This window comes from Oceanobacillus locisalsi (assembly GCF_042675985.1).
Lineage (GTDB): Bacteria > Bacillota > Bacilli > Bacillales > Amphibacillaceae > Oceanobacillus > Oceanobacillus locisalsi.
Window position 1 is genome coordinate 16,934 of record NZ_JBHTKK010000019.1, and the last position, 16,769, is coordinate 33,702.

13 protein-coding genes are annotated in these 16,769 nt (G+C 41.3%); 3 read left to right on the forward strand and 10 right to left on the reverse strand.

The window, feature by feature from the left end; all coding sequences use genetic code 11:
- Nucleotides 1-127 precede the first annotated feature (127 nt).
- From rsmB to ACFQ19_RS14390, 7 genes are all read right to left on the reverse strand, one after another.
- Nucleotides 128-1,477 carry a 16S rRNA (cytosine(967)-C(5))-methyltransferase RsmB gene (gene rsmB, locus ACFQ19_RS14360; protein WP_379593219.1) on the reverse strand — a complete coding sequence of 450 codons (1,350 nt, stop codon included), beginning with the start codon at nt 1,475-1,477 and terminating at the stop codon, nt 128-130.
- A 4-nt stretch (nt 1,478-1,481) separates the two neighbouring features.
- On the reverse strand, nt 1,482-2,423 hold the full coding sequence (fmt, locus tag ACFQ19_RS14365; RefSeq protein ID WP_379593221.1) for a methionyl-tRNA formyltransferase: 942 nt from the start codon (nt 2,421-2,423) through the stop codon (nt 1,482-1,484).
- Nucleotides 2,424-2,629: 206 nt separating this feature from the next.
- Nucleotides 2,630-5,038, reverse strand: a complete 2,409-nt coding sequence (gene priA, locus ACFQ19_RS14370) for a primosomal protein N' (RefSeq protein WP_379593223.1) — start codon at nt 5,036-5,038, stop codon at nt 2,630-2,632.
- Nucleotides 5,035-6,243: a bifunctional phosphopantothenoylcysteine decarboxylase/phosphopantothenate--cysteine ligase CoaBC gene (gene coaBC, locus ACFQ19_RS14375; RefSeq protein WP_379593225.1), complete on the reverse strand. Its 1,209-nt coding sequence runs from the start codon at nt 6,241-6,243 to the stop codon at nt 5,035-5,037. Before coaBC ends, priA begins: the two co-directional genes overlap by 4 nt.
- A gap of 259 nt (nt 6,244-6,502) precedes the next feature.
- Nucleotides 6,503-6,697 carry a DNA-directed RNA polymerase subunit omega gene (rpoZ, locus tag ACFQ19_RS14380; protein ID WP_379593227.1) on the reverse strand — a complete coding sequence of 65 codons (195 nt, stop codon included), beginning with the start codon at nt 6,695-6,697 and terminating at the stop codon, nt 6,503-6,505.
- Between the two features lie 118 nt (nt 6,698-6,815).
- Nucleotides 6,816-7,076, reverse strand: coding sequence for an extracellular matrix/biofilm regulator RemA (gene remA, locus ACFQ19_RS14385; protein ID WP_042535126.1), 261 nt, complete (start codon nt 7,074-7,076; stop codon nt 6,816-6,818).
- A gap of 1,535 nt (nt 7,077-8,611) precedes the next feature.
- The gene (locus ACFQ19_RS14390) at nt 8,612-11,266 is read right to left on the reverse strand and encodes a cation-translocating P-type ATPase (protein ID WP_379593229.1); all 2,655 of its coding nucleotides are present in this window, start codon (nt 11,264-11,266) and stop codon (nt 8,612-8,614) included.
- A 100-nt stretch (nt 11,267-11,366) separates the two neighbouring features.
- Between ACFQ19_RS14390 and ACFQ19_RS14395 the strand changes: the two genes are divergently transcribed.
- Nucleotides 11,367-13,070, forward strand: coding sequence for an Rqc2 family fibronectin-binding protein (locus ACFQ19_RS14395; RefSeq protein ID WP_379593231.1), 1,704 nt, complete (start codon nt 11,367-11,369; stop codon nt 13,068-13,070).
- Between the two features lie 173 nt (nt 13,071-13,243).
- Nucleotides 13,244-13,786 carry an NADPH-dependent FMN reductase gene (locus tag ACFQ19_RS14400; protein ID WP_379593233.1) on the forward strand — a complete coding sequence of 181 codons (543 nt, stop codon included), beginning with the start codon at nt 13,244-13,246 and terminating at the stop codon, nt 13,784-13,786.
- A gap of 102 nt (nt 13,787-13,888) precedes the next feature.
- On the opposite strand, the gene ACFQ19_RS14405 is transcribed toward ACFQ19_RS14400, so the two are convergent.
- Together ACFQ19_RS14405 and ACFQ19_RS14410 are read right to left on the reverse strand one after the other, a co-directional pair.
- Nucleotides 13,889-14,311 carry an organic hydroperoxide resistance protein gene (locus ACFQ19_RS14405; protein WP_379593235.1) on the reverse strand — a complete coding sequence of 141 codons (423 nt, stop codon included), beginning with the start codon at nt 14,309-14,311 and terminating at the stop codon, nt 13,889-13,891.
- Nucleotides 14,312-14,443: 132 nt separating this feature from the next.
- Nucleotides 14,444-15,319 (reverse strand): LysR family transcriptional regulator, encoded by an 876-nt coding sequence (locus tag ACFQ19_RS14410; protein ID WP_379593237.1) that lies wholly within the window; start codon nt 15,317-15,319, stop codon nt 14,444-14,446.
- A gap of 186 nt (nt 15,320-15,505) precedes the next feature.
- Between ACFQ19_RS14410 and ACFQ19_RS14415 the strand changes: the two genes are divergently transcribed.
- On the forward strand, nt 15,506-16,273 hold the full coding sequence (locus tag ACFQ19_RS14415) for a class I SAM-dependent methyltransferase (protein ID WP_379593239.1): 768 nt from the start codon (nt 15,506-15,508) through the stop codon (nt 16,271-16,273).
- Between the two features lie 204 nt (nt 16,274-16,477).
- On the opposite strand, the gene ACFQ19_RS14420 is transcribed toward ACFQ19_RS14415, so the two are convergent.
- Nucleotides 16,478-16,762, reverse strand: coding sequence for a hypothetical protein (locus ACFQ19_RS14420; RefSeq protein ID WP_379593241.1), 285 nt, complete (start codon nt 16,760-16,762; stop codon nt 16,478-16,480).
- Between the last annotated feature and the right edge of the window lie 7 nt (nt 16,763-16,769).

Consider the following 16,769-nt stretch of genomic DNA (forward strand, 5'->3'; position numbering starts at 1 on the left):
CAAAGGTCCAGCAGGGAACACTCTTGTTGAGGCCCTTTCTTGCATAAGGCTTGAGCTGTGTTTCCTCGCACTGCTGAAAAACATTGGCTGCTTTTTGAACAACTGCTGAAATAACCTTTTGCCTACATTACGTATCCCGCTTGATTCTTGTCAGGAAAAATCCGTCTGTTTGAAAATCTTGAGGGAATAATTGCAAGCCCTCTGCTGACCATCCAGGCGCTTGCTTTAATGATTCGGAAAGTTCATTTTTAAAGGTAAGGTCTATGCTGAAGGCAGGATGATTTTCCAGAAACGTTTGAACCACTTGATTATTTTCCATTTTATCTACCGTACAAGTACTGTAAATAAGCAATCCGCCCGGTTTCAGAAGGGAAGCTGCTGTCTCGATAATATCCTGCTGAATCGATGCAAGTCGTTCTATATCGCTGGGTTGTTTTTCATATTTAATTTCCGGCTTTCCGTTAATCACACCCAGTCCGGAGCAAGGAGCATCGATAAGAATTCTGTCAAAACTTGCTTCTTCATACTTTTCATCAAGTTTTCTGGCGTCACCCTGAAAAGCAGATATAGCATGCAAATCTAATATAGCTGCTTTTTCCTCAATTAATTTTACCTTTTTCTGATGCAAATCGCAGGCATGAATATCGCCCTGATCTGTCATTAATTCAGCAATATGCGTCGCTTTTCCGCCCGGAGCACTGCATGTATCCAGCACTTTCATCCCTGGCTCTAATTGTAAGGATTCTGCTGTAAGCATCGAGCTCTGGTCTTGTACAGTTACAAATCCATCCTGCAAAAGCGTAGTTTGAAAAATATTTCCTTTTTTTATCAAAATCCCTTGAGAAGAAAAGGAAGAAGGTTCTACTTCAAATCCCTCGTTTTCCAGCTGCATCATAACCGAAGCCCGTGTTGTTTTCATTGGCTGAATCCGTATGGACATTGGAAAATGTTTGATATTTTCATGACACATCGCGTCTGTCTTCTCGATACCGTACATCTCCGCCCATCTTTCCACGAGCCATAAGGGGTGGCTAGTTTCTATCGAAATGCGTTCAATCGGATTCGCAATCAAAGATAAATCTGGAACACCTTTCCGCTGCATACTCCGCAGTATGCCATTGACAAAAGATGCTGTCCCCTTATGCCCGCGAATTTTAGCAATTTCAACAGACTCATGGACAATCGCATGATCCGGAATTTTTTCTAAATAAACCATTTGATAGACCGACATTCTTAATAGCTGTTTCACCCAAATGTCTAATTTCTTCTTGTTTTTCATAAACTGTGCCAGATAATAGTCAATCGTTATTTGATTCTGCACTGTTCCGTAGATAACCTCTGTTAATAATCTTTTATCCTTTTCATTGAAATCCGTTTGCTGCAATTCATGATTAAGCAAGAGGTTGCTGAATCCTTTATCTTTTTCAATCCGGATAAGGATATCAAGCATTGTTTGTCTCAATTGATATTTTGCCATGATTTTATTCTCCTAATATGACACCGATTTGAATCCTGTCCTGGGAAGCTTGTAAGTAATCTTTCACTTTCATTCGTTTTTTCCCGGCAGGCTGGATTTCTGTTATTTTTATACTTGTTTGCTGCCCGCATTGGACGGTAAAGGACACACTGTCTTTTGCTATAATTTCACCAGCTGGTTTGGAACTGGAGGTGGCTGGACCTTCTTCTCCCCACCAGATCTTCATGACTTTTCCTTCATAGGTTGAAAATGCAACCGGCCAAGGATGAAGTCCTCTTATTTGATTATAAATTTCCCGGGCAGGCTGATTCCAATCAATCTTTTCCTGCTCACGCTTAATGTTGGAAGCAAAAGTAGCAGCTGTGTCATCCTGCTTTTCGGACGCCAGGTTTCCGGCAAACAAATCTGGCAAGGTATCAATTAGAAGGTCAGAACCGATATCTGCCAGCTTGTCATGCATCGTTCCAACATGATCCGCGTCTTCTATTTCCACCTCTGCCTGTGAAAGAATATCGCCCGCGTCTAAGTTTTCTGCCATATACATGATGGTGATACCGGTTTTCTGCTTTCCTTGTAAAATAGCATAATGAATCGGCGCTCCGCCGCGCAGTTCCGGTAGCAGAGATGCATGGACATTAATTGCTCCAAACGGCGCTATATCAAGCACTTCTTTCGGCAGAATCTGCCCATAAGCAGCCGTGATAATTAAATCTGGCTTTGCATCTGCAAGCACTTGGTAATCTTCCCTCAATTTTTCTGGTTGAAATACTTCTATATCATGCTTTAGAGCTTCTTCTTTTACCGGCGGCGGTGTGATGGTTTTTTTCCTGCCTTTAGGCCGGTCCGGCTGTGTCACAACAAGCACGATTTCATATTTATTTGCAATAAGTTTTTGTAAAACAGGGACAGCAAAATCCGGTGTCCCCATAAAAACAATTCGTTTCAATTGGATCCCTCATTTCCTTATATCATATCCTTACGATTTGAATTTCCTTACGAGTTGTATTCAAAAAGTTTCCAAATTAGAAGCAAGAAGGTCAAGGCGACGTGTCTTTTCCGAACGGAGCGTATGTTTTTATATACGTGAGTATCGGATAAGACATGTCAACGCAGAGATTCGCCGCTTATCATTTGGGTACTTTTTGAGTTTCCTTACATCATATAATACGGCTGCATATCGATAAACAACTGCAACTCCTGCTTTCGTATTTCCTCCGCATATGTCGATTGAATATGTTCTAAATATCGGATTAACTCCGGTTCATGCTTGTATTTTATCATGCACTGGTACCGATATCTATCTTTTATCCGTGCAATCGTCGAAGGAGTCGGTCCTAAGATGGTTGTCCCCTGGGAAACAAATCCGCTCAGCTGTTTAACAATTTCCCCGGAAACTTGCACTGCCCGAACATGATTTTCATGCGACACAGTAATCAAGACAAGGAAGACAAACGGAGGATATTGGAAGGCTTTTCGAACGGCCATTTCATGCTGATAGAAATCAAGAAAATTATGGTCTGCCGCATAAGTCACACTGTAATGTTCCGGTGTATACGTCTGGACAATGACTTTCCCGGTAAGTTCATGCCTTCCCGCTCTGCCGCTTACTTGAGTCAATAACTGAAAAGTACGTTCCGATGCCCGAAAATCAGGCAGATGCAGCATCGCGTCTGCAGATAACACACCTACCAATGTGACGTCCTTAAAGTCCAGGCCTTTGGCAATCATTTGTGTCCCTAGTAAAATATCCGCCTTTTTCTCTGAAAACTGTTTTAATAATTTTTCATGCGAGCCCTTTTTCCGTGTTGTGTCTACATCCATCCGTATAACACGAGCTTCCGGTAATAATTTTGTTAAAGATTCTTCCACCCGTTGTGTTCCTGTCCCAAAATACCGGATCAAATCACTGTCACAGGATGGGCAATGCTCAGGAACTGCCTGCTCATAAGAACAATAATGGCATTTAAGCCGATGCGTTTTCTTATGGTAGGTTAATGCAATATCACAATGCGGACATTCCGCTACATGGCCGCAATCCCGGCACATTACAAAGGTGGAATAACCTCTGCGGTTCAGAAGCAGCACAATTTGTTCTCCCCGCTCCATACAGGCCTTCATATTTTCCATCAGTGACGTAGAAAACATGGTACGGTTGCCTGCGTGCAGTTCTTCTCGCATATCCACAATCTCTACACTTGGCATTTTCTGGTGATTTGTACGGCTTGCAAGTGTTAGAAGTTTGTACACCCCTTTTTTAGCTCTGGCGTAACTTTCTAATGAAGGTGTCGCACTGCCAAGCACAACCGGACAGCGATGGTTGCCCGCTCTTTCTATTGCAACGTCTCTAGCATGGTACCGGGGCTGGTCTTCTTGCTTATACGTGGTTTCATGCTCCTCATCAATAATGAAAATGCCGATATTGGTAAAAGGAGCGAATATTGCCGAACGGGCCCCGACGACTACTTGCACCTGCTTCTGCTGAATCTTTCTCCATTCATCATACTTTTCTCCAGCGGAAAGACCGCTATGCATCACAGCAACATTGGACCCAAATCTTCCTTTGAAACGCCGTACCATTTGCGGTGTTAACGAAATTTCCGGAACTAACACAATAGCTTCCTGGCCTTTGGAGATGACATGCTGGATAGATTGTAAATATACTTCTGTTTTCCCGCTTCCTGTCACCCCATGTAATAGAAATACATTATTTTCGTTTTCATTGATTGCATCCACAATCGGCGCCATCGCCTGTGTTTGCTCATCGGTCAATTCGAATGCTTCTGTCCGTTCAATCGGCTGATTCTTATAAGGATCACGAAACACTTCTTGTTGAAAAGTCTTGATAATCCCTTTGCTTTCCAACGTTTTCACTGTCTGTGCAGAAGTATGAAGCTGTTTGATTAATTTTGCCTGTTCTATCGGCTCCGGATGATCGATAAAATATTGAATCAGCTCTTTTTGTTTTTTGGCCTGTTTGGTTAAATCTTCTTGCGCCTCCATTGCACGCATCTCAGACACATCTAACTGCACCATAGTCAGCTGCTTTTTAGTGATTCTTGACTTCACATGGTAATAAACGGTGATATTCCCGGCTTCTATCTGTTTTTGCAGTTGATAATAACTGATAGAAGAAGCAGTAAATGCTTCAAATGAGATCGACTCTCTTCCTGCAAATAAATCTTCTAATTCCGGTGTGAGAAATTCATCTGTTTCCCGAACCAAATCTTTTGTATAATGCGATTTTAATACTTGGGGAAGCATCGTCTGAAATACCGTAATATATAAGCTCAGTGTCTTGTTGGCAACGGATTTCCCTAGATGTAACAGTTCCTCCGTTAAGACGGGTGTGATATCAAGGACCTCATGCAGTTCTTTTAATTTGGTTAAATGAGATTCTCCCTTGAGCTCCACAACAAACCCCATAATCTTCCTCGGACCAAATGGAACCGTAACACGCATACCAGGGGCAATGATTTCATGATATTTCTCCGGAACGAGATAGTCGTATGTTTGATTTGTCGCACTAGTCGGGACATCCACGATAACACTGGCTATTTTCAAATTGAATCATCCTTCATATCTTGTAAAATACAGTCCAGAAGCTGCTCTGCTATCTGTCTTTTCGTAGCTTGCTGCAATTCCGTGACCGATTCCGTTTTATTGATATAGGAAACCATATTTGTATCTCCTTCAAATCCGGAACCCTCTTGGCTGACATCATTCACAACAATCGCATCCAAATTCTTTTTCTTCCGTTTTTCTAACCCATATGCAACCGGGCTGTCCGTTTCTGCAGCAAATCCGACTAGAAATTGATTTTCTTTTCTTTCTCCAAGCTTTTGTAAGATATCCTCGGTCCGTTCCATCACAATCGTGTCATCTCCAGCTTGTTTCTTTACTTTAGAAGCATGAACCTCTTTAGGACGAAAATCTGCTACAGCTGCTGCTTTAATCACTATATCCTTATCTGTAAACTGTTCGTTCATGGCATCATACATTTCCTGTGCAGTAACGACATCGATCCGTTTTATCGCCGGATGCTGTGTCTCTATCGATACCGGACCGGCCACCAATGTTACATCTGCCCCGCGCTCAGCAGCTGCTTCCGCCAACGCAAACCCCATTTTTCCGGAAGAACGGTTGGTAAAGAAACGTACCGGATCAACCTTTTCCTTTGTCGGACCGGCAGAGATAAGCACCTTTTTCCCTTGCATATCCAGATTTTTTTGCTGGTGACGTTCCAACACGCCAATAATCTCCTGCGGCTCTTCAAGACGGCCTTTCCCAACATAGCCGCATGCTAAATAGCCATCTCCCGGCTCAATAAAATGATAGCCCCATTTTTCAAGCTGTTTCATATTTTGAATTACTGCAGGATGGTCATACATATGCACATTCATAGCCGGTGCAATATATACTTCAGCCTGTGTTGCCAACATCGTGGTCGAGAGCATATCATCTGCTTGTCCGTGGGCTATCTTTGAAAGAATATTCGCTGTCGCCGGCGCAATAATAGCAATATCTGCCCAGTCGGCCAAATCAATATGCGCGATTTTTTTCGGATTTTTTTCATCAAACGTATCTGTATAAACCGGATTTCTTGTCAAAGCTTGGAAGGTCAATGGCGTCACAAATTCTGTCGCACTTTCTGTCATAATTACCTTCACTTCGGCTCCAAGCTGTGTCAGTTTACTTGCCAGCGCACTCACTTTATAAACGGCAATTCCGCCAGTAACACCTAAAAGTATTTTTTTCTGATCAAGCATGAAAATCATCCTCTCTATCCTTCATTCGTATTATATCCATGCGTAATTCAAAAACTTATTTCAACATCCATTCTTATTTTCTCTATACATAGTTATAACATATATCTATCGAATTCTGCCGAATAAAGACTTGAAAAAGATACGGAAAAATGGAACAAATCCTGTATAAAGAGAAAGACCTTTGCATGTCGGGCAATTCTTAAATGAAGAATTGTTCAACAAGCAAAGGTCTTTTCCTACGCATCAGGTATTTCCTGTTTTATTTTTTAATATAAAGTTTTCCAGCTTCAATTTCTTCTAAAGCTTTTCCGAGATATTTATGTGATCTTGCATTTTCTACCAGGACGTCATCTGTTTCGCTCAGCTCTCTGGCTCTTCTGGCTGATAGTGTAACCAGACTATATTTTGACTTAATCTTTTTTTGCAATGAATCAATAGAAGGTTCTAAAATCATGATTATTCATCCTCCAACATTTACTTTTTTATTTTGCCATTCTTTCCCGTTTGACATACATCACTTTCATCATTATTCTTACGTTTATCCAGCTGTTTTCCCCTGTTTTTCAGCTTCGTTATTCATCTGCTATTTCATCGTTTGTCACAAGTCGTTGTCCCACTGTTTCAGGTTGTACAGCAGATAATACAACATGATCGCTGTCTGTAATGATAACAGCTCTAGTACGCCTTCCATACGTAGCATCCACCAGTTTATTATTATCTCTGGCGACCGTAATAATTCTTTTTACTGGTGCTGATTCCGGAGACACAATAGAAATAATTCGGTTTGCGGAAACAACATTACCAAAGCCAATGTTTATTAAACTTAAATTCAAATTTTTTCCCCCTACCATTTCTTTTCTGTCTATAATAGTACCATTATACTGTATTTTTTATGAAAATTATACATCGAACTATTTTATTCCAAGAGCAAAGCAGAAAAACAGGGGAACCGTGTGGAATTTGCAGGCTATGTGTGCTGTGTTTTTCTTTAAAACATGCAAAATCTTTTCGAAGAACTTTTAGCAGCAGTTCCGACGAATATTACGATATTCATCATCTCATGTCCCGATGCAAATCACCGTTTCCAACACTGCCGCCTTTCCTATAAGGGATCAGCTGAAAAATCATTCAGGAAAGGAGGGTATCGTAAATACCATAGAAGACCCTGCCAAAAGGCCGACGCCCTCTATATTAATATAACACACTATCATTTATTTTTAAATGCCTCCGGTGGTCAATAGCTTATTTTCACACTTCAGAGCTGATGTAAAAAATAAGTTTTTAACCCAACCTCCGCACCTAAGAATAAGCATATACACTTGCTGTTCCAGGATGCGGTGTATAGCAACCTCTCCGGCCAACTACTTCGCTTTCCAACGTACAAATGTTTTCAATGGGGCGAGTAAGCGCAGCAACGGTTTTAATAGACCGAGTAATCGCAGGTCTCAATGTTGTCAGGTTAATGAATTTTCAAAAGATTATAGTTGCTACTAGCAGATAGCATGAAAGCTAACTAGCGGAGGAAAAATACGGAGACTCCTGTGGGAATGCGCAGTGTGAAGACCCCGCAGAAAAAAAGCGAACTTCTTTTTTTCGAGGAGGCTGAGGACAAGCCCACGGAAAGCGTAGTGTTTTTCCGTAGCGGTCATATTAACCTAACAACATTGGTAAGCGCAGTCCCGAACCCAGGAGTCACGGTTTTAGCCTGCCAACCACTTAGTAGTCTCCGTGGTTGGCCTGCGCTCTAATAGGATACTACAGCGCTTGGAAGAAATAACATCCTGATGAAGTTAGATGAAATAATCGCTTTTTCGCCTTAATAAACAATCATTCTGGTGTTTCCAATGATTGGTTTAGCAGGTCACATCATGACAGCATGGATCGTTCATATCAAGAATAGCTTGCCTTGCATGCACAGAAAGGACTGATTGCTGAACATTTTTACCACGCACCACGAAAAATATGTTCTGTCTGATCCACTTTTATTCGTTCAGCTATTTTATTTATTAAATACCCCACTAGCGGAGGCGGACCGTTTTGACTCCTGAGGGATCAGCACCCTCTGAAGATGCCCTTTTGCCAAGCGATCTTCTTGGCAAAAGTTAGCTGAAGAGCGTGCCCCTAGGCAGACTAAGAACGCAACGTCCTGGGGTTGCGCTTACTCACCCCATTAAAACCGTTGTTGCAACGTCTGCACTAGTACGTCCTGTACGTCGGAAAACAAAACGGTCCGCCGAAGCGATAGCCTTACACTTTACCTGCTAATCTTTGTCAGCAGATATATGGAAAAGAAGTTACTTTTTAAATAAAAACAACTACCCCGCTTCACATCGTTTGATCAGGATAGTTGTTTCATTAAACTCTATACTTATTTTTTAGTAAATCCGAATAATACAGTTGGCAGTGCTCCCAGTCCGACGATAAGGAACCAGTCAATAACAGACAAGGTTACTGTATGGAAAATCGGCTGAAGCGGCGGGAAGTAGATAACAACCAAGAGTAAGAGCATCGATGAGATAACTGCTAAAATAAGATAGCGGTTCTCAAATAAATTCCTGGAAAAAATGGACTTCTCGCTTCGGCAGTCAAATACATGAATTAATTGCGCTACTACCAATGTTGTGAAAGCAATCGTCTGTGCATAGACAAGATTAGCAGGATCATTTTGATAAGCGATTATAAAGGCAATCAAGGTGACAATGCCGATCAATATCCCTCTGCTAATAATCTTATAACCGAGCCCGCGGGAAAAGATTCCTTCACGCGGATTTCGCGGTCCTCTTTTCATCACATCGTCCTCAGCTTGATCCACACCCAATGCCATCGCCGGCAGTCCGTCTGTTACCAGATTCACCCAAAGGATTTGCACCGGTACCAGCGGCAAAGGCAGCCCCAGCAGCATCGCAAACAGCATTACGAGAATTTCTCCTACGTTAGAAGCCAGCAAGTAACGAATAAACTTACGGATATTTTCATAAATATTTCTGCCTTCCTGAATAGCGGATTTAATCGTTGCAAAGTTATCGTCCATCAACACAAGCGACGATGCTTCTTTTGTTACATCTGTGCCGCTTATTCCCATTGCAATACCAATATCACTTGCTTTCATTGCAGGGGCATCATTCACCCCGTCCCCAGTCATAGCTACGATATGTCCTCGTTCCTGAAAAGCGTTGACAATCCGGAGTTTATGCTCTGGCGTCACCCGTGCAAAAACATACGTATCTTCAATCCTATCCACTAATTCCGTATCAGACAAATGTGTAAGCTCTTTTCCTTCCAGTACCTTTCCGTTCTCTGGAATAATTTCCAAATGGCTTGCAATTGCTTTTGCTGTATGCGCATGGTCACCTGTTATCATGACAGTTTTAATCCCTGCTTCTTTACATTCGCGTACAGCTGCTTTTACTTCTTTTCTAGGAGGATCCATCAGTCCGTATAAGCCAATCAATGTTAAATCCTCTTCCAGTAATGCTGTATCTAATGAATCAGAAGGAGATAATACCCGAAAACCGATTGCAATGGTCCGAAGTGCTTTTTCAGCCATAGATACCATTGCCTGTTCTGTTTTTTGCAGCTGTTCTTTTGCTAAAAGCGCCTTCCCTTCATTTGTTTGAATATGGGAAGATTTCGGAAGCAAGATATCAGGAGCGCCTTTGGTGATTAACAAGCGCATACCATTCTCATCTTCCACCACCATACTCATCCGTTTCCGGTTAGAATCAAATGGAATTTCTTTAATAATTCGAAAAGGCTGTTTATCATTTTCATGAAAACCCATTTTATAGGCTGCAACAAGCAAAGCACCATCTGTCGGATCCCCGTCCACCATATTCTTCCCTTTTTTGGTGGTAATGGATGCATGATTGCAAAGCATTCCATAAAGCAGCATCGATTGTAAATTGGCAGGCGCATCCTCTATTTTTTTCTGATTATACAGAAAATCGCCTTGCGTCTGGTACCCATCACCTGTTACATATAGCGTCTGTCCATTGATATATACTTCCTTTACCGTCATTTGATTTTCAGTCATTGTGCCTGTCTTATCCGAACAAATGACAGAGGCACACCCTAAGGTCTCTACCGCTGAAAGCTTTCTTACAATGGCCTTCTTTTTAATCATCCGCTGCACACCAAGCGATAAAGCAACCGTTACAATAGCCGGCAATCCTTCCGGAATAGCAGCTACTGCCAGGGATACACCCGCTAAAAACATTTCATACATCGGATGGCCTTGGAAAATACCCGCTCCAACAACGAGTACCGTTAAGAATAAAGCAACAACAATCAGTATCTTTCCTAATTCGGCTAATTTCATTTCCAACGGCGTAATCGTCTTTTTCGTGTTATCCAGCAGCGTCGCAATCTGGCCCATCACCGTTTTCATCCCGGTGCCGACCACGATCCCCTCTCCTGAACCACGTGTCACAAGCGTGCCCATAAAGGCCATATTGACCTGATCTTGCGCTTCCAGTCCATCCATCCGGATTTCTTTGGTATGTTTGGCAACAGGCAGAGACTCCCCTGTCAAAGCAGATTCTTCTGTTTCCAGACTGGTTGTTTGAATGATTCTCACATCTGCTGGAATCCTGTCTCCGCTTGAGAATCTGACCACGTCTCCTACCACTACTTCTCTGGATGGAACCTTTGCCCACTGTCCGTCTCGTCTGACACTGGCTACCGGAGCAGACAACTCTTTCAATTTTTCTAATGAATTCTCTGCCTTCTGTTCCTGAAAATAACCAATGATTCCATTAATTAATACAATCACCATGATTGCAATGGCATCAATATACTCTCCTAATAGTCCGGCAACCAGTGTAGCAGCTAATAATACAAGTACCATAAAATCCTGGAATTGTTTTAAAAACAGAATCCATCCTGGCACTTTTTTCTTTGCTGCTAAAACGTTCTCGCCATATTGCTGACGTCTCTTCGCAATCTGCTTCTCCCCTAACCCGACATTCGATTTTACTTGTAATGTCTCTTCTAATTTTTCTGTTGTAAGCTGATACCATTTCATTATACATTCCTCCGGCAGACATGAATTGTACAAGCACTTAATCCATTTCTATGCCCGAACTTAAAAAAAGATGCTATAATTGCCGATGAGGTGATTACTTATGCCATTCGACGGTATTGTAACAAGAGCAGTTACAGAAGAATTAAGTTCGAAATTAAAACAAGGAAAAATCAATAAAATCTATCAGCCATCGGAAACGGAAATTGTGATGACAGTCCGCAGCCAGTCTGTAAACCACACGCTGCTTTTTTCTGTTCATCCGACGTATGCCCGTTTTCATATCACCAATGATTCGTATACCAATCCCAAAGAACCGCCGAAGTTCTGTATGATACTGAGAAAACATCTGGCAGGAAGTGTGATTGAACGAATCGAACAAAAAGGAATGGAGCGGATTGTTACCTTTACCATCCGTACCCGTAATGAAATAGGCGATATCAGCTATAAACAATTAATGATCGAATTAATGGGGAAACACAGCAACTTCATTTTGGTCGATCAGGAAAAAGGACATATTATTGATAGCTTAAAGCATGTCTCTTTATCTCAAAACCGGCACCGAATTATTCAGCCGGGGCAAACCTACCAGCTGCCCCCAGACCAGAATAAAACCTCTATTTTGGATATAGACAGTGCATCCATTGTGAAAAAATTGGATTTTAACGCCGGCAAAATGGATAAACAGCTGCTTGGTTTATTAGAAGGCTTCTCGCCGTTTGTTACCCAAAGAATGATCCAGCGCGTCCGCCTCGGTTCCAATCAGGATTATGAAGAAATGCTTTCCCTTGTCCAAAAGCAAATCCAGGAAAATGATTACCGTCCTGCTATCTATCAGGAGCCGAAAGAAGAATTTCATGTACTCCCATTTCCTGAGGAAGAGGAAAATACTGTATTTGATGAGGTCAACCCGATGCTTGATGCCTTTTATTCTGGAAAAGCCGAACGGGACCGGGTGAAACAGCAGGCAAAAGACCTTTATCGTTTTATTAAAAATGAACAGGATAAAAATGTCCGGAAACTGAAAAAACATCGACAGACGGTGGAAAAAGCCGAACGGGCAGATTACTACCAAAAAATGGGGGAACTTTTAACTGCGCATATGCATTTAGTACAGCCAAATCAAAAAGAGGTCTCTGTGATAGATTATTATGACCCCGATCAGAAGGAAATGACGATTCCGCTGAATCCACATAAATCACCGAGTGCCAATGCGCAAAATTATTTCAAAACCTATCAAAAACTAAAGAATTCCCGTAAAATGATGGAATCTGAGATCAAACGAACCAATGAAGAAGTCGATTATTTTGATCAATTACTGCAACAGCTTGATGTAGCAAGCACCGATGACATTGAAGAAATTCGCGAGGAGCTGAGGGAAGAAGGTTATTTACGCAGACAGCGCACTTCAAAAAAGACTAAAAAACCGCAGAAACCTGAACCGGAAACCTATCAATCATCGGACGGCATCACCATTTTAGTCGGAAAAAATAACAAACAGAACGAATATGCAACCATGCGAATAGCACATCGCGATGATGTCTGGCTGCATACAAAGGATATTCCAGGCTCTCATGTGATCATCCGGGACAGAGAACCCAGTGAAAAAACACTAGAAGAAGCCGCGATTTTAGCTGCTTATTACAGCAAGTCACAGCAATCTTCTTCGGTGCCAGTAGATTATACGCGGATTCGTCACGTTAAAAAGCCGAATGGTGCGAAGCCGGGCTACGTGACATATGATAATCAAAAAACATTATTTGTAACGCCTGTGAAAGAAATTGTAGATCAATTAAAAACAACCTAAATAGGCTGGTGTATCATTTTAACTTGATACACCAGCCTATTTATCTAAAAGACGCCTCTGTCATTTCCTATTTACCATCCGATGAATCACAACATTAGAGTCTTCTCTCTCTACATGATACACTCTTATTATAATCATCAGTGATAATTCATCCGGAAAAGAGGTTAAAATATATGAAACTTGTAGGCATATCAGGCGCTCCTGCCGGGGACAAAACAGCTATTGCAGTAAACCATGTTTTAGTGAACGCTAAGCGCGCCAATCCCAGCCTGAAAACAGAATTGGTTGATATACGGGATTATGAAATTGACTTCTTTAACGGCGCTCCATTAGCAGACTATAATGAGGATACCTGGGATATCGTTAAAAAAATTACATCTGCTGATTTCCTAGTTTTCGGAACACCAATTTATCAGGCTTCTATTCCAGGGTCACTAAAAAATCTGTTGGATCATTTGCCGGAATTTGCATTCAAACGAAAAGTGACAGGCATGATTGCAACCGGCTGGTCCGATCGTCATTTCCTCGTGATGGAATACCATCTGCGGTCGATTCTGTCTTATTTTAAAGGCTTAGTTCCAACTGGAAATGTCTTTGTCCATAACAGTGCATTTAATATGGACGGAGATGAAATAAAAGATGAACGTGTCTTGGATCGGATACAAGCACTGGCAGAGGAAATGGTTTCGCTGCAAGAAGGAATGAAGAACTGGTAATGTTAGACGGAAGAGTTTGTGATGACGATTTTAGCGTCCATATTTTTCATAAAAAAGTTCCAGCATGAATCAGCTGGAACTTTTTTTATAAGAAATATACTTTTAAACTGCTGTCGGTTTTAATTCTACGTCAATATTACCTCTGGTCGCTTTGGAGTAAGGACAGAATTGATGTGCGTCTTCTGCGAGCTCATCAGCTTCTTCTTGCGTTACGCCTTCGATTTTAATGTGCAACGTTGCTCCAATTTTAAAGCCGTCATCAGCAGGGTCTTTCATAAAATGCACTTCTGCTGTTGTTTCGGATGAAATATTTTTCCCTTTATTGGATGCCATTAAATTAAGGGCGCCATCATAGCACGCTGCATAACCTGCAGCAAAGAGCTGTTCAGGATTAGAGCCTTTTTCTCCGGATTTATCTCCAGCCGGATTGACTAAATTCACATCAATAAGTCCGTCATCCGATTTCACATGACCATCTCTGCCGTTCTGCGCGGTAGCTTTCGAACTGAAAATAACATTACTCATTGCAATCACTGCTCCTTTTTTATTTTATCTAAAGGTACTATTTCCGTTATGGATTTGCTTTAAACATTTTTTTAAAAAAAGATGCTCTATTTTTTATCAACAATCAAACAATACTTCATTCAGCGGGATTTTTTACGAGCGGTTCTCCGTGATAAAATCATAGCTTTCCAGCAGACGGAGAAAATGATCGACTTGCGGCAGCTGACGGATGCCTTCCTGAAAACAAGCCCATGTATCGCGGGTCAACGCTTGATCTTTCACAAATAAAGGCACATACGGATAGTGCTCTTTCAAATGGTCAGACACACTGCCCGGCAATACAGCCATCCCGATTCCCTGTTTCATAAATTGTTTACAAGTTTCAATTTGGTCTACAGTCATCTTTTTCTGCGGCTTAATATCATGCTGTTGTTCAAATAACCAGCTGTCGACCAGTTCATGCATGCTGTCATCACTTTTAAAGGAAATGATTGGTCTTTCCTTCACCTCTTTTTCCGGAAAAGGCTCGGTATCGAAAATATAAAGCGGGTCATCAAACAAATGCATGGAGGTCGTTTCTTTTAATGTCTCACCGCGGATAATACATACATGGTACTGCTTATGATTTCTCCGGATATCTTCACTGATTCCGGTGACTAAATCAATCGTTACTTTCGGATAAGCCGCTGTGTATTCTCCTAAAATTTCCGGCAAATAACGCTGGCTGATTAACGAAGAACAAGCAATAGACAGCGTTCCTTGTATTTCTTCCCCTGACTCTGCCAATCGATTTTTAAATTGCCGCTCCTTATCCACCGTTTCCTTGGCATGCTGGATAATGCGCTCCCCGGCAGGCGTCGGCAATAATCGCTTCGATGTCCGGATAAATATCTCTTCCCCGAAGTAGTTTTCCATGTATTTTAAACGTTGTGTCACAGCGGGCTGGGATATAAGAATTGCTTTTGCCGTTCCTCTGATCGTGCCAATTTCATAAAGCTGTAAAAGGATTTCGTAATCATCCATTCGCATAAAAAACACTCCTATAACAATAGGTTATCAATTTTGATTAAAATATAGTATTTTACTTATTCGATTATATCATATAATATTTGATTAAGAAGCGTTTTTTCATGATGGATGACAGCAAAAAAACACAATGCAAGCTTAGGGAAGAAATTTTCGTTTTGTAATGAAAACAAGAGAGGAAGAATGTGGATGGATAAAAAGTTATTGAATCAATCGTTATTTACCCAAAGGAATGATGCGTACGTCAACAGCAAGGTACACAGCAATCCGGAAGCTTTACAAAAAATTGTAGAATGGCTGAGCCCCTCAGGTGACCAAACGATCTTAGACATCGCAACAGGCGGCGGTCAGGTCGCAAAAGCCTTAGCCCCATTCGCCAAACAAGTCATTGCCACCGATTTAACCCCGTCGATGCTGGCAAATGTACGAAACAGTTTCACTAAGGATGAAACCGATACCATATTATTGATTATTGCTGATGCAGAAGAACTCCCTTTTCTCGACGATTCCATGGATATCATCACCTGCCGGATTGCTGCTCATCATTTTCCGCGCCCGGAAAAGTTTAGTCAAGAAGTGTACCGCGTTTTAAAACCTGGCGGAAAGTTTCTATTTGTGGATAATGTTGCTCCGGAAGATGAAGCGGAAGATCAATTTTACAATCAGCTGGAGGCCATGCGTGATCCAAGTCATGAACGGGCCAAGAAGATTTCCGAATGGAAACAGCTCTTTTCCAACGATTCCTTTACCCTTCTGCAAGAGGATATCCGGATAAAAGAACTCCCTTTTCAGGATTGGCTGGACCGCACGTTAAATACAGAGGAAGAACGCAGGCAGGTCACTGATTTAATTGAAACAGCAGATGAAAAACTACAACAGTCAATACGTTTGGAAAAGCAAGCAAATACGATTCTTTCCTTTTCCATTGATGAATGGATTAGTATGTGGAGGAAATGAGAGAAAAAAGCGAACTTCTTTTTTTAGAAGATAGAGCACACGCCCAAGGAAAGCGTAATATTTTCCATAGCGTCCGTTAAACTCCTGCCTCCAAATAAAGAGTGAGAAAAGATTTATGTAAGATAACGGGCGCTAACTCCCTGAAATCACTCAACAAATCATTCAGTGGTAGTAAAGAAAACTCCCACTGAGTGAAGTTTTGTTTTATGTTGATTTGAATTTCGGCCACTGATTATAGCCAACACTCGGATTATTCGATCTATAATTTTTTATATACTCTACCTCTTTTTGATTAACTTCTTTATCCGTGGCTGTTTCTGATTCCCACAGTATTTGCTTTCGTATTGTAAAACTCTTTCGTTCTTCTCTAGTAAAGTCTTTTTCAATTAATTTATTACTTGCACTTCCAAAGTAATTAATACTATCAGTAAGGTCTTTTCCAATATATATTTTATCGTTTGGATAGATTATTTTATATATAACTTTCACAGAATTC